The organism is Ruminococcus sp. (assembly GCF_024691275.1).
GTDB lineage: Bacteria > Bacillota > Clostridia > Oscillospirales > Ruminococcaceae > Ruminococcus.
On sequence record NZ_JAILNU010000117.1, the window covers coordinates 88,504 to 103,456 of the forward strand.

Below are 14,953 nucleotides of genomic sequence, written 5' to 3' on the forward strand. Positions count from 1 at the left end.
TAATAATATTGCAGGTCAGTATCATTATTCGAGCTTTCAGGCTGAGAGATAGGAGATAAATGTGAATAAAAGAAAGATTTTGGCGCTTGCAGTTTGTGCGGCAATATGCTCGGGGAGCATGGCAGGCTGCGGAAACAAGGATAAAAAAGGCGGCGGCACAGGTCATATGTACGGCGCAGCCCTTGCAGGCAACCCAAAGAGCCTTGACCCCCAGTATGCAACGGATCCCTCATCGGCTACGGTAATAAAGAACCTCTACAGCGGACTGGTCATGCAGGACAAGAGCGGAAATATCGTGTGCTGCAATGCCGAGTCGTATAATGTCTCTGAGGACAGCTGTGTGTATACATTCAGTCTGCGTAAGGACAATTACTGGTTCTTCGACGAAAACGAGGACGACAAGATAACCGATGAGGAGTGTTTCCCCGTTACTGCCAATGATTACGTTTTTGCGCTGAGGAGAGTGCTCGACCCGAATATGCATTCACCTTACGCAAGAGACTTCATGTGCATTAGGGAGGCAGGAAACGTTTCCGCAGGAAGCTGCGGCACCGATGCTCTCGGAGTAAGAGCTCTTGATGACTATACGCTGGAGATCAGTCTCGACTATCCATGTGCGGAACTCCTTATGCTGCTCACTACTCCTGCGGCTTACCCCTGCAACGAGGATTTCTTCCTGTCTACGAAAGGAAGGTACGGGCTCGATGACAGGTCTGTGATGTCCAACGGCCCGTTCTACGTCCGCCAGTGGTTCTACGATCCATACGGCAGCAATAATATCCTTTATATGCGCAAGAACGAGAAAAATGCAAACGATAAGTACGAAGTTCTCCCGAGCTACGTCAGCTTTTCCGTTAAGGACAGCGAAGCGGAAGTAAAGCAGTGCTTCAAGGACGAGGAAGCAGAGTGCTTCTCGACAAATAAGCTGGGAGGTTATAATTCCGGCAAGTACAGCATAGACGGTCAGAAGGCGATAACTCTCGGACTTATCTTCAACCCCGAGGACAAGCTGTACTCTAACCTTTCCCTCAGAAAAGCTGTTGCGCTGGCTGCTGACAAGGCGGCTCTCGAAAAGGAGAAAAACAGCGATATACAGCCCGCATACGGACTTATCCCGCCTGCGGTTGATATACTTGGAAGAAGCTACCGCGACCTTGCTTCGGATAAGCAGTTTGACGTATCGGACAAGGCACAGGCACAGGAGCTCCTTGCGCAGGCTAAATCCGAGCTGAAGGTAAGCTCCATAGAAAGTGTAAAGGTAATAGTTGATTCAAGTACCATAGATTCACGTTATCTGCATATCCTTTCTCAGAGCTGGCAGGATACGCTGGGAATATATATAGGTATAGAAGACCTGACTACGGCTGAATTCAACGAGAGGATAGAGAACGGAAATTACACTATAGCGCTTTATCCGCTGAAAGCCGACTTCAATAGCGGTATTGCGGTCTTTGACAAGTTCGAGACCGTGCCGTGCCTTAGAAGTGCAGTCGGTGGACAGAGGGTCACGGAAGGCATAATGAACTGCCTGTCTGTTGAAGACCTTGTAAATAATTATACTGCGGCAGAAAGAAATGTTCTGGGACAGTACGGCTTTGTACCGCTGTTTTACAAGAACTGCTACCTTGTAGCGAATAAGGACAACGATGATATAATCTACGATCCGTTTACAGGTGCTATCGACTACAGGATAGCAAGGAATTACAGCTAATTATGCCGTTGGGCATATTGTGACAGAAAAAAGCTGACGCTATTTAAGCGGAGTACTCATATAGAAACTTTATGCGAATTATCGGGGAAACCTTTTTCAAAAGGGTTCTTTCTCAATATCTCACGTATAAACTTCTGTATAAGTACAGTGCTTATTAGCGGCAGCTTTTTTCAGTTTGAGCGGTGGAGGATTTGACTTCATATCCTGCCTGTGATATACTTATCTTAAAGGAGTTGTTTGTAATGACTAAAATTGACCTTATCACAGGTATTCTCGGCTCGGGCAAGACCACGTTCCTGCTGAAATATGCCCGTGATCTCATTGACAGCGGTCAGAATATCGCCATTCTCGAAAACGATTTCGGAGCTGTCAATATAGATATGATGATATTGCAGGAGCTTAAATGCGACCGATGCAGACTTGAAATGGTAGCAGGCGGCTGCGACGCGGACTGCCACAGACGACGCTTCAAAACACAGCTCATCTCACTTGGTATGCAGCACTTTGACCGCGTTATCGTCGAGCCTTCGGGCATTTTCGATATGGACGAATTTTTTGATATCCTCCACGACTCGCCGCTGGACAACTGGTTCGAGATAGGGAGCATACTCACTATCGTTGACGGCGAAATGGAGGAGAAGCTCTCTCCGCAAATGGAGTACCTCCTCGGCTCTGAAGCTGCCTGCTGCGGAAAGATAGTGGTGAGTAAGCTTCACGGAGAGATCGACGAGAGCCATGTGCAGCTACTGCTCGATCATGTGAACAGCGCTCTTGAGGAGATACGCTGTGACCGCAGACTTTCGCTGCGTGATATTGTGGCAAAAGACTGGAAGTGCTTTACAGCCGAGGATTTCAGAATTCTCAGGAACGCAGGCTATCGCGGTTCGAGCTACGTCAAGAAGTACAGTCCCGAGGATATAGTAAGTGCTGTACACTACTTCATGCACGTCGACATACCGCGTGAGAGTATAGAGCCGCTTATCGCCGATATCATGAGTGATGAGAACTGCGGCAGAGTGTTCCGCATAAAGGGAGCGGTTCCGCTGAAAGACGGCTGGCTGAAGATCAACGCTACCCGTGAAAAGACTGAACTGTCGGAGGTAAACGAGGGACAGTCCGTGATTATCGTCATCGGCGACAATATCTCCCGCGAGAAGATAGACAGCTACCTGAAACCGCTTAACTCCGACCCTGAATATGTTTCCATATGAAGAATGCCCGAAAGTATGACTGCAATATTCATGTAGAAGTTTATGCTTATTATTGAGTAAAACGTTTTGAAAAAGGCTCTCGAATCACTTTCAGTGACCGTTATTTCATTTTTTCTATAATAAAGCCCAAAAAGTGAATTAAGCCTCTCTGTACAGACTACAGAGGGGCTTTGTTATAGAAAAAACAGCTAAAAGTCTTTGGAAAAGAACCTTTCCTCAGAAAGGTTTTTCCCGATAAGTAAATATAAGCTTCTATATCAGTATCACAGTTAAACTTTCGGGCGTTAGTCATTTCTCGATACTGTTCAGGTACTCGCTTGCGAGGTACAGTGAGCCGCAGACAACTGCTACACCGTTGTTTTCAAGGGCGAGAGCCTTTGCCTTTTCGACGCATTCCGCAAGAGTACCTGTTTCGGCTTCGGTGCGGAAGCTTGCTATATCAGCGATGATATCGGCAGATACGGCGTTGGGAGCAAAGCCGTCTACTGCAAAGAGCTTGTCGGAGATATCGGAGATAGTTTTTATGCAGTCCACATAATCCTTGGAGTCCACCATGCCCATGACGGTGTATATCTTCTTGCCGCGTGTACTCAGATACATGAGCATCAGCGAAAGCATACCAACGCCTGCGGGGTTGTGGCCGCCGTCCACGAGCACAGGCGGTTCGCCGTCTATGTACTGTACTCTTGCGCGTACCTGTGTAGTCTCGACAGCTTCGATAATGGCACTCTCGCTTATGGAAAAGCCTTTGCTTCTCAGGTATATGCAGGCGGTTATGGCAGTCTGAGCGTTGTACTTCTGGTGTATTCCTGCCATTGCAGGTGTGAGCTTTATACCTCTGTATATGAAAGGCGAAAACAGACCTCCGTCAGCCGAGGGAGTACAAGGCTCGCAGGGGATAAGCTCTGCGCCGACCTTTTCTGCGGTATCTCTTACTAATTCGCGTATACTGTCGGGGTTGTCCTCCGAGAGTATAACAGCCGAGCCGCTTTTTATTATGCCTGCCTTGTGGGAAGCTATCTCCTCGACGGTATCACCGAGAAGAGCTGTATGGTCGAGGGATATGGACGTTATCACTGAAAGCAGCGGCGGAGGTATTACGTTTGTGGAGTCCAGCGTTCCGCCGATACCTGTTTCAAGCACAACGATGTCGCACTTCTCGTGCTCGTACCAGAGCATAGCGATAGCCATAGTTATCTCGAACTGAGAGTAAGCCTTGTCGTCAACGCGCTCCTTTACGAACTCCGCGATATCGCAGAGGGACTTCTCGTCGATCTCGTCGTCGTTTATGCGTATCCTGTCGGTATAGCGCAGAACGAACGGTGAGGTGAATTTACCTGTCTTATAGCCTGAGAGCTGCAATGCCCTTGCGATATACTCAAGTGTCGAGCCCTTTCCGTTTGTGCCTGCGATGTGGACGAATTTAAGCCTTTTCTGCGGATCGCCCACGCGATTCATAAGCTCGGTTGCACGGGATAAGTCGGTTATACGTCCTCCTGATTTTGAGTAAGAGTTTATGAAGCTCATACATTCTTCGATGTTCATGGTTTCTCCTTATATATGTTTATTTAAGTCTTTTTTTGAATACTTCGCGCATCTTTATTGCTTTATCAATGGCTTCTTCAATAAGTTCATTGTAGTTACTGTGGTCATCGAAATTCAAACCGTTGATTTTATAAAGTATCCTGCTGGCTTTTGCATTATCAAGTCTTTGCCATTCAACTTCAAAGCCAAGTTCTTTTTCGATTATTTCACGTTCGGCATACAGTTTATCATATAGAGCTTTATTAGAAGCAATGTACAATTCAACTCCGATATAAGAATCTTTGTTTACAAGAGAAACACTTATTTTTGCTTCGCTTGTTCCAACAGCTATATTGTACCAGCTTACAGAACTTGCTTTACAAATATTGAACGGCTTTCCACGATTAATTGCGTGGTCGTTGAAAAGTGTCCAGAATTTCACTCTTTCTGATTGGCTTTTAGTCATGGTATCAGAAGGTTTAGTAACTTTTGATTCTTTAATAAAATCGTTAGGCTGCTCAACTATCTGGAACATGGGCGCAGCAGCAGAGTCGCCTATTTGGTAAGCGTGAATTTCTATCAGGAAGAAGTTTATATCCTGTACCGTATTATTATTCAACCATTCAATAGCGCTTCGATGTTCGTCTCTTGCTTCCTTAACTATCCAGACAATGACCTTTGCATCTAAGCCCGAAGCGTAAGTAATGATTTTTCCCAAGTGGTCATGATTGGAATTTTCAAGCTGATTCTCGATAATGACTTTAGTGCCTGTTGTTTCATCAACAGCCAGAATATCGCATCTGTATGCGCCAACATAAGCTTCTGTGTTAATATCGACCAAGGTCAATCCCAGTTTGTCGTTCAGTAGCTTGATGTTTTCTTCTTGTGCGAGCCATGCGGAGAAGTCGTATTGTTCATGTTTCCATAATTCACGAATGTCAACTTCTTTTAACGTGCCTATTTTCATTTTCTTCTCCTTTAACGTTGAACGGTTATTATCTTCGTCTTTTAATAATAGCATCATTCGCTCTAAGATGGCAGTGACCATGCCCGAATTGTATCTTTGATTAAAGCGCCCATTCATAATATAATCTTCTCTGAAAATCAGTGTCATCAGACAGCAGCACATATGATAGTCAGCATTTCGGAGCCTTTTTATCTCTTTATCTACGTTGGATTCTACATATTCTGTATATTTATATTCAATGTCACCCATTTCCTCAAAAAGCTTATAATAATGCTCTAATCTCGGAGCTTTTGAATCAATAAGAGCTTGGATCTTTTTAATTTTCTCATCATTTGTCATTTACATATCCCCACCTCATGACTAAATTCATAGATATTGCATAGGGCACTGGTCAAGCGCCCCTGTGTTCTCAATTAATACACCCCTGCCTGCCTTTCAGCCTTTGCAACAGCTTCTTCGAGTGACATACCTGCGAACTCCTGTGCGGAGAAGATACGTCCGCATTTCTTATCGTCGATAAAAGCTCCCACAAGTACGCCGGGGAGAGCGCTTTCAGGAGAGTTCGGAGCGTTAGGGCCGCCGAGGTCTGTTCTGCACCAGCCGGGGTCTGTGAGACTGAGGGTAACGTCTGTGCCATCGTAGTTCTTGCCCAGATCGCGTGTTACCTTGTTCAGAGCCGCCTTTGCTGCGGAGTATCCTGCCTGTTCAGGTTCGAGGTCGATACCGCTGGTGGTATTGACGATGCGTCCGAAGCTGCGCTCCTTCATCTGTGGAAGAAAATGATAGCATATCATCATAGGAGCGGTAGTATTTATCTTAAAGCTTATGTCGTAGTCCGAAGCAGGAGTTGAGAGATAGTCCGTTCTGTAGGCTATCTGTAGTCCGGCGTTGTTGAGGATAATGTCGAGTTTAGTGCCTTTTTCGTCGATAGTGCGGCACATTTTTTCTACCTGTTCCATGTCGGAAAGCTCTGCTGTCACAATGTAAGCGTCAACTCCGAGAGCCTTTACCTCGTCGAGCACCTTTGCGCAGTGTTCTTCGGTTCGGCTGTGGAGTACCAGATTGCAGCCCAGCTTAGCCATAAATATAGCTGAAAGATAGCCGATGCCGCGGCTTGCACCTGTAATGAGTGCCCATCTGCCTTTTACGTTTACCATTTTTTTCCTCCTTAGTGGTTATATATGCGATTCTCCCGTCAAAAGGCGGGAGAATCATCATCAATATTCGTAGTCGATACAAGCTCTGTCGGTCTTTACAGTGCCGATGAACTTGCCGAATTCAAGGTGTGCAGGGTGTACCTGATATGCATTGAGGTCGTCGATCGTGTCGAAGTCGCAGAGGAGCGATATAGTGTAGTTGCTTTCGGGAGTGTCCTTGGAGTTGATAACTACCTCGCCCTTTTTGAGCTCCTTGACATTAGCGATAACGTTGTCGAAGCGCTTCTGAGCTTCAAGAGCGTTTTCGTATTCGCTTCTGCCGTCGGCTTCCTTTAATTTAAACATAACGATGTGTTTTATCATGATTATTACCTGCTTTCGTATATTTTAGCTTTGAATGTTTTAAGTCCGTCGTAGCTCTGGTACTCGCCGTACTCCTTGAACACAAGTCCGCATTTTTCGATAACGTGTGCGGAGGCTGTATTCTCCACGGCGCACGCAGACCTGAGACGGATATCTCCGTACTTGCTGCGGACGTATTCTATCATAGCCTTTGAAGCCTCTGTAGCATAGCCCTGTCCCCAGCAGTCATAGCGGAAATTATAGCCAAACTCCCAGAAGCCGTCCTCAAGCAGCTTTATACCGCCTGAGCCTATGAGCTTGCCGTCGCTTTTGCGGACAAAGCCAAACTCGAACTGTGTATCCGTGGACTTTACAGTCCTGAGCCATTCTTTTGTGGTCTCCACGCTCTCATGGGTGGAGTATATCATGTATCTTGCAACTCTCGCGTCGCCTGTCCACTCAAAAGCCGCTTCTGCGTCATCGAGAGTCAGCTGACGGAGTATAAGACGTTCAGTTGTTATCGTTGTCATTTTCTATATTTTTAACCTCGGATCATTCCTCGTCATCGTTGTCATCTACAGGAATGACAATTCTTTCAAGCTTTTCCTTGCGTTCAAACATGATAAGCGGCATAAGAAGAATTGCAGCTGCAAATACCCAATTCCTCATATTTTGAGGAATAGTTCAGGTAATTAAGGAAGTCTCCGCTGTCTTGTTCGTTCAAATATTCAAAGATCGTATCGGACAGCGCAGCGATAAGAACTCCAACCCAGCCCACAATAGCCTTGATATCACTCTTTTCCTGCAATTCGTAGATAAGGCACGTCATAAAGACAAGTTCAAGGTAATAAATATTATGGAAATTATAGGTCAATGAACCCAGAGCCATGATACCTGTCATTATATAAGCATGGATGATAAGAGAAAGTTCGGCTTTTCCATTTTATTTTTCCGAACATCGTAAGAACAAGGAGGATACTTGCTGTAATACCGACAAAGAACAATAATATATGGAACAGCTGGTTTAAAATGATTATCGGGTCATGGCTGTATATTCTGACATTCTCTCCGAAACTTTCCAGATAAATAATATTTCTGTCTGAATAAAAGTATGCTGCAAGTGATGTAAATACGAGAAGCTTCGACCATATTCGGTCGTATTTACGTGTTATTATATGGTTTCAAGTATTCTTGTGCGTTTTTGAGTTGTCGTTATTATTTGCCGCCTATTTTTTCAACTTTCATAAGATTTGTCGTACCCGAAACGCCGAGAGGTACGCCTGCTGTGATAGCAACAAGGTCGCCGTCCTCGACGAGTCTGTGAGATTCTGCGGCTTCAACAGCAGCTGCGAAAAGCTCGTCGGTGCTGGTCTTTTCGTCGATGATGAACGGGATAACGCCCCAGCTCATATTCATCTGACGGCAGACCACATCATTCATGGTGCAGCTTATAATAGGACAGCTCGGGCGGTACTTTGAGATAAGTCTCGCAGTCTGACCGCCGAGAGATACGGTTATGATAGCTTTAGCGTTCAGGTCGTGGGCAGTGGTAACGGTAGCGTGAGCGATAGCTTCGGCAACACTTCCGTTTTGTTCTGCACGGCGCGACGAGAAACGAGCCTTGTAGTTGATGTTGTTTTCGGTAGTCTCAGCGATAAGAGCCATAGTCTTTACGGCTTCTACAGGGTAAGCACCTGCGGCAGTCTCACCTGAGAGCATGATAGCGCTTGTGCCGTCGTAGAGAGCGTTTGCAACGTCGGTTATCTCGGCACGGGTCGGGCGTGGATTGGTTATCATGGACTCCAGCATCTGTGTAGCGGTTATCACCTGTTTGCCTGCGTTATAGCCCTTCTTTATGAGGGATTTCTGGATAGCAGGTATCTGCTCGAAAGGTATCTCAACGCCCATATCGCCGCGGGCAACCATTATGCCGTCGGCAGCTTCGAGGATCTCGTCAATGTTCTCAACACCGTCGGTATTCTCTATCTTAGCGATGATCCTTACATCGAACCAGCCCAGGCTCTGTGTGAATTTCCTCAGGTAGTTGATATCGGCAGCTGTACGAACGAAGCTTGCTGCGATGAAGTCAAAGCCCATTTTTGAGCCGAATTCGAGATCGTCCATGTCTCTTTCGCTGAGGTAAGGCATGGAGAGTTTTACTCCGGGGACATTGATGCCCTTGTTGTTTGAAAGAGTGCCGCCGTGAACAACTCGACAGACGATGTCGGACGTGGTGACTTTTTCGGCAATGAGCTCGATAACGCCGTCGTTTATGAGTATCCTTGTGCCCATGCTGACATCGCGGGGCAGTTTTTTGAAGCTGATGCTGCCGACTTTGTCATCGCAGAGCACGTCCTCGGTGGTGAGAGTATATGTGTTGCCGTCATGTATCTCAACGGGCTTATTGTCTACGAATTTGCCCAGTCTTATCTCAGGACCCTTTGTATCAAGAAGGGTAGCGATAGGAAGGTCGAGTTCCTTTCTGAGCTTATCGATAACGCGGAAGCGTTTTTCATGGGTCTCGTAGTCGCCGTGTGAAAAATTGAAACGGGCAACGTTCATGCCTGCCAGCATGAGTTCGCGCATAATATTTTCGTCATCGGTGGCAGGGCCTATTGTACATACGATCTTTGTTTTTCTCATTTGCAGATCCCTCTTTCTGTGAGAGCACTGATAATCAGAGCTTTTTGAGTTTTGCGTAATTAGCCATTATCTTTTTTGTGCCTACCTTGTCAAAGGCTACCTCCAGCATGGAGTCATTTGACATGGGCTTTACGGAGATGATAGTACCTTCGCCGAAAATGCTGTGGGATACCTTTTCACCTGCGGTATATGTAACAGCTTCCTTTGGAGCGCTGCTTGCGGACTTCTTATTGCGGGCAAGCTGCTGCTGTAAAGTAGCTGAGTGTACTTCGGTAACGGCTTTGTCGTTATCGGCAAGCTGACTGCGCATAGCAGCAGCGTTGTCGTGCTTTTCGATAAGCTCGCTGCCTATCTCACGCATGAAGCGGGAAGTGATATTGTGCTGTGTCTGACCGAAGAGCATACGCTGGCGGGCATTTGTGAGGTAGAGGCGCTTCTTTGCACGGGTAATGGCAACGTATGCGAGCCTTCTTTCCTCCTCCATATCGTCCTCACTGTCGAAGGAGCGTGAGCTCGGGAAGATTCCGTCGTCCATGCCGACAACGAAGATATTCTCGTATTCCAGACCCTTTGCGGAGTGAACAGTCATGAGAGTTACCTTGTCATCGCTCTCGTCGTCGCGGTCAGCCTCTGTGTAGAGAGCAACTTCTTCGAGGAAGCCGCCGAGGGACGGTTCTTCTGCCTGTTCCATGTACTGTACCATGGAAGTGCGGAGCTCCTGTACGTTTTCGATCTTCACATCTGCATTTTCGAGAACTTTCAGGCTGTCGAGATAGCCTGTCTTGTCAAGGAGAAGGTCGAGGAACTCGTCGAGAGGGAGTTCTTCGGACTTCTCGGTAAGCATTTCAAATAACGCATAGGCATTTTTCAGTGCTGTGACTTTTTTTGCAAGGGGAGCGTACTCCTCGCAGTTCTTCAGCACCTCAAAAGGAGATATCTTCAGGTCGCGGCTGATATCCTCGATAAGTGCGAGGGTAGAATCGCCGATGCCGCGCTTGGGCTCGTTGATTATACGTCTGAACCTGAGCATATCATGGTGGTTATTGATGAAGCTGAGGTAGGAGGTAACGTCCTTTATCTCCTTGCGGTCGTAGAAGCGCATACCGCCGTAAACACGATAGGGGATACCGCACTTTACCAGCATACGCTCGATAGAATTGGACTGTGCGTTCATGCGATAGAGGACGGCGTTGTCGGAATAGCGACCTGTTTCCTTGTAGGAAGCGAGGATAGTATCTGCAACGAATTTAGCCTCGTCTGTTTCGTCAACAGCCTTATACCAGTATACCTTATCGCCCTTTTCGCCTGCTGTCCAGAGAGTTTTGGGCTTTCTGCCGTTATTGTTGCTGATAACTGAGTTAGCAGCATCAAGGATAGTCTGTGTGGAGCGGTAGTTCTGTTCAAGGCGTATCACCTTAGCGCCCTCGAACTGTTCCTCAAAGCCGAGTATATTCTCGATATTAGCGCCGCGGAACTTGTATATGCTCTGGTCGTCATCGCCCACAACGCAGAGGTTCTTATGACCGCCCGAGAGAAGTGAGACAAGCTTGAACTGGACATGGTTGGTGTCCTGATACTCGTCTACCATTATATATTTATAGCGGTCTCTGTACTTTGCGAGTACATCAGGGAACTGCTCGAAAAGCTCCACCGTGCGCACGAGGATATCGTCGAAGTCGAGGGCATTTGCAGCCTTCATGCGCTCCTGATAGAGAGCGTAGAGCTTAGCGACCATCTTCTTGCGGTAGTCCTGACCTGCATCGCTGCGCATATCGACAGGAGAGATCATCTTGTCCTTTGCGAAGCTTATCTCGCTGAGGACAGCCTTTGGCGCGAGCTGCTTCTCGGACACGTCGAGCTCTGCCATAACGTTCTTTATCATGCGCTGGCTGTCATCGGAGTCGTAGATAGTGAAGTCTCTGCCGTAGCCGAGGGCTTCTATCTCGCTCCTGAGTATACGAACGCAGGCAGAATGGAAGGTTGAGGCGTGGATATTAAGAGCCTCCTCACCGAGCATAGCGGAAAGGCGCTCTTTAAGTTCGCCTGCGGCTTTATTTGTAAATGTTATAGCGAGAATGTTCCACGGGCGTACAGGCTCGACGGCAACGGTCTCTCTGAGAGTATCGAAGTCGTCGGTTTTTCCTTCGGCATAGTCTTTCAGGAAAGCGATATCATCTGCACTTCCCTCACGGGCAGTATCGAAATATGCGTTGCCGAAATTTATCATATTTGCGATACGGTTGACGATAACAGTGGTCTTGCCGCTTCCCGCACCTGCCAGCACAAGTACAGGACCGTTAACGGTAAAAACAGCCTCCTGCTGCATTTCGTTCATACGGCTGAAATATCTTTTCAGCGCTGCCTGTTTTGCTGATTTGTAAGAATTAATGTCCATAACAAAGATCTCCATATTACGCTGATACAGGAGCAATATCCCGAAATACTCCCGTAAGATCAGTATAGTGTTTTTACTCTATAAATTTCAATAAATATATTATAGCACATTTATCTATGCTTGAAAAGACCTGACAGAAATTTTTTTATTAATAATTGGGGGCTTACAGAAAATTTTTGATATAAAGCAGCGCCTTTGAAAGTCACAGCGGAGATTCGTCTTATGTTTTCATAATGTAATAAAATTGTTAAAAATATCGCGTGTCGTTAGCGGATCGGCGCAATATCGTTGTTTTGCCTGTGCGCAGGGAGTTTCGGGAGAAACTCCTGTCTGAAAGAAAAATGTAATATTTTAAACACATCGTAAGAAGTTGCAACTGTTTTTAAAGAAAATATAGACCAAATCGTCTTAAAACTGGCATTTTCCTGTTATTGTAATATCAGCGCCCGAGGGGTATAATTAAAGCATAGAAAAGATACGGCATAGTCGTATTACGAATTATATTTTCTCCGAAAGGAATTTAAGGGAGGCTTTTTTATGAGTACCAAATTATCAAAAATATTAGCATTGGGTTCAGCGTGTGCTGTTGTAATGAGCTGTATGTGCAGCTGTGCATCGGGAGATATGAAAGATGCGGCATACGATAATTATCGCAAGGACGAACATTCAAATAATAATGTTATAGATTCAGCTACTGAAGAATATTTGGCACCGGACAGCGGATACAGCATAGATACTAAAATTCCTGACTATCCTTCCTCAAATGAAGAATATAAAAAGTATGTAGAGGAAGGCTTCAAAGACCCGAATGTTGACCCTCTTTCAACATTCTCGGTCGATGTCGATACAGCTTCTTATTCAAATGCGCGCAGACTTCTTGAAGACGGAAATATTGTCCCCGAGGACGCTGTCCGTGCAGAGGAGTTCATCAATTACTTCGATTATAATTACGCAGACCCCGAGGAAGGCAGAGTGTTCGGAGATTATGTAGAGCTTGCAGACTGTCCGTGGAATCCTGCAAATAAGCTCATGATGATAGGCATTCAGGGCAAGAGACTGGACGCAAAAGAAACACCTCCGTCAAATCTTGTATTCCTCATAGATTCGTCAGGTTCAATGTCATCGTATGACAAGCTGCCGCTGGTCCAGACCGCATTCTCGATGCTGGCAGAGAAGCTCGGGGAAAATGACCGAATTTCCATAGTTACATACGCAGGAAGTGCTGATACACTTATTTCGGGTGCGAGCGGCAAGGAAAAGGACGATATCCTTGAGGCACTGTATTCTATTACTGCGGCAGGCAGCACAAACGGCGAGGGCGGCATTGATAAGGCTTACAAGCTTGCTGAAAAGTATTTCATCGAAGGTGGAAACAACCGCGTTATCCTTGCAACAGACGGTGACCTTAACGTTGGTGCAAGTTCCGAAGATGAGCTGGTCGAGCTTATAAAGACAAAGCGCGATAAGGGTATTTACCTCTCTGTTCTTGGCTTCGGCACAGGCAACTACAAGGACGACAGACTTGAAGCTGTTGCGGATAACGGCAACGGCAACTACAGCTATATAGATTCTGTTGACGAGGCAAGAAGGGTTCTCGTTCAGGAAATGTCAGGCACTCTTTATACTATCGCTAAAGATGTGAAGATACAGGTGGAATTCAATCCTTCACAGATAAAGAGCTATCGCCTTATCGGATACGATAACAGACTTATGAACGCTGAGGACTTCTACGACAATACCAAGGACGCAGGAGAGGTCGGAGCAGGTCACAGTGTAACGGCTCTTTATGAAGTAGAACTGGCAAATTCAGGCGAAACATATCGCGGCGTTCCGCTTGAATTCGGCTCTGAGCACAAGACCGAGCCTGCTGAAAGCGGCAGCAGGAGTGAGCTCTGCAAGCTTTCTGTAACATATAAGCCCGTCGGCGAATCAGGGGATATTTACGAATCGCAGCTCTTTGGCATGGAAAAGTACAACGAAGTGCCGTCGCAGTCTATTAAGCTTGCGTCAGCAGCTGCTGAGTTCGCAATGCTCCTCAGAAATTCAGAATATAAGGGAAGCTCCAGCTATGATTATGTTATGAAGACAGCAAATGACATCGAGGGCGAAAAAACAGAGGAACTGTCTATGCTGGCGGAAATTGCAAACACGATCTACAGGAAGCGTTAACAGGATGATTATTCAGAGAAGATAATATTAAGGTAGTCCAAAAGAAAGAAAAATGTATTTATATGCGACAAGAACTCCCTCTGCGGTCACAGGGGGAGTTCTTGTGTAAATCGAATTATAGTTAAAATATAAAAATATATTCAAAACTATTGACAACGCTTGATTACGGTGGTATAATAATAAAGCTGAATCAAGCAAAACAAAACACTGGGGTGTCGCCAAGTGGTAAGGCAGCGGACTCTGACTCCGTTATTTCGAGGGTTCAAATCCTTCCACCCCAACCATGATGGCATAACAAAATTGATGACATGCCAAAAAAAGCCCGAAATATCGGGCTTTTTTGCTACCCAAATCTCGAAAATTTTACTTCGATTTTCATAGATGACATTGGGCTGTTTTAGCCATGTGTAAGGATTTGAACTCTCAAAAAAGCAGATCCAGTCCCCTCCAAAGGTCGAAATACAGGCAAATCTCGATTTTGCCGCCCAAAAATAGTATACAAAGTTTCGGACTCGGTTTTAGTGGTTTTCACGAAATGTGAAAACACTGGAATCGAGTCTTTTTTTGTTTTCCAGAAAACCGATTGATAGTAAATCTATCAGCGATTTGTGAGCCGTTTTTGACGGCATCGGTGGCAGGTCGTGAAACTACACAACCAAGATCAACTAAAGCCGTTGTGAACGATTTTTGAGTCTCCTGTGGCAGATACATAGAAAGCAGATCACGCCTGCTGTCTATGGAATAATTATGTCAGGAGGAAAACAGATGAACAAATTCTACATGAACGGTAAGCTGATACACAAGGCTTCCGATCACAACACCAAACGCTGTGAG

11 protein-coding genes and 1 tRNA gene are annotated in these 14,953 nt (G+C 46.0%); 4 read left to right on the forward strand and 8 right to left on the reverse strand.

Going from position 1 to position 14,953, the window contains the following annotated elements; translation table 11 throughout:
* Positions 1-61 precede the first annotated feature (61 nt).
* Both K6G33_RS15160 and K6G33_RS15165 read left to right on the forward strand, forming a co-directional pair.
* Positions 62-1,711 carry an ABC transporter substrate-binding protein gene (locus K6G33_RS15160; RefSeq protein WP_296781168.1) on the forward strand — a complete coding sequence of 550 codons (1,650 nt, stop codon included), beginning with the start codon at positions 62-64 and terminating at the stop codon, positions 1,709-1,711.
* Between the two features lie 242 nt (positions 1,712-1,953).
* Positions 1,954-2,922, forward strand: coding sequence for a GTP-binding protein (locus tag K6G33_RS15165; RefSeq protein ID WP_296781170.1), 969 nt, complete (start codon positions 1,954-1,956; stop codon positions 2,920-2,922).
* A 288-nt stretch (positions 2,923-3,210) separates the two neighbouring features.
* Here K6G33_RS15165 and K6G33_RS15170 read toward each other — a convergent pair whose 3' ends face one another.
* From K6G33_RS15170 to K6G33_RS15205, 8 genes are all read right to left on the reverse strand, one after another.
* Positions 3,211-4,467 (reverse strand): Mur ligase family protein, encoded by a 1,257-nt coding sequence (locus K6G33_RS15170; protein ID WP_296781171.1) that lies wholly within the window; start codon positions 4,465-4,467, stop codon positions 3,211-3,213.
* A gap of 19 nt (positions 4,468-4,486) precedes the next feature.
* The gene (locus K6G33_RS15175) at positions 4,487-5,752 is read right to left on the reverse strand and encodes a DUF4268 domain-containing protein (RefSeq protein ID WP_296781173.1); all 1,266 of its coding nucleotides are present in this window, start codon (positions 5,750-5,752) and stop codon (positions 4,487-4,489) included.
* Between the two features lie 74 nt (positions 5,753-5,826).
* Positions 5,827-6,570: an SDR family oxidoreductase gene (locus tag K6G33_RS15180; protein WP_296781175.1), complete on the reverse strand. Its 744-nt coding sequence runs from the start codon at positions 6,568-6,570 to the stop codon at positions 5,827-5,829.
* Positions 6,571-6,630: 60 nt separating this feature from the next.
* Complete coding sequence (locus K6G33_RS15185) at positions 6,631-6,933, reverse strand: Dabb family protein (RefSeq protein WP_296781178.1); 303 nt, start codon at positions 6,931-6,933, stop codon at positions 6,631-6,633.
* 5 nt (positions 6,934-6,938) lie between these two features.
* Positions 6,939-7,442 (reverse strand): GNAT family N-acetyltransferase, encoded by a 504-nt coding sequence (locus K6G33_RS15190; protein WP_296781179.1) that lies wholly within the window; start codon positions 7,440-7,442, stop codon positions 6,939-6,941.
* Between the two features lie 83 nt (positions 7,443-7,525).
* Complete coding sequence (locus K6G33_RS15195) at positions 7,526-7,813, reverse strand: hypothetical protein (protein ID WP_296781181.1); 288 nt, start codon at positions 7,811-7,813, stop codon at positions 7,526-7,528.
* Between the two features lie 314 nt (positions 7,814-8,127).
* Positions 8,128-9,555: a pyruvate kinase gene (gene pyk / locus K6G33_RS15200; protein ID WP_296781183.1), complete on the reverse strand. Its 1,428-nt coding sequence runs from the start codon at positions 9,553-9,555 to the stop codon at positions 8,128-8,130.
* 34 nt (positions 9,556-9,589) lie between these two features.
* On the reverse strand, positions 9,590-11,950 hold the full coding sequence (locus K6G33_RS15205) for an ATP-dependent helicase (RefSeq protein WP_296781186.1): 2,361 nt from the start codon (positions 11,948-11,950) through the stop codon (positions 9,590-9,592).
* 537 nt (positions 11,951-12,487) lie between these two features.
* On the opposite strand from K6G33_RS15205, the gene K6G33_RS15210 reads away from it, so the two are divergent.
* Both K6G33_RS15210 and K6G33_RS15215 read left to right on the forward strand, forming a co-directional pair.
* Positions 12,488-14,119 carry a VWA domain-containing protein gene (locus K6G33_RS15210; RefSeq protein ID WP_296781187.1) on the forward strand — a complete coding sequence of 544 codons (1,632 nt, stop codon included), beginning with the start codon at positions 12,488-12,490 and terminating at the stop codon, positions 14,117-14,119.
* Between the two features lie 208 nt (positions 14,120-14,327).
* Positions 14,328-14,403: transfer RNA gene (locus K6G33_RS15215), tRNA-Gln, on the forward strand.
* The last annotated feature ends 550 nt before the right edge of the window (positions 14,404-14,953 follow it).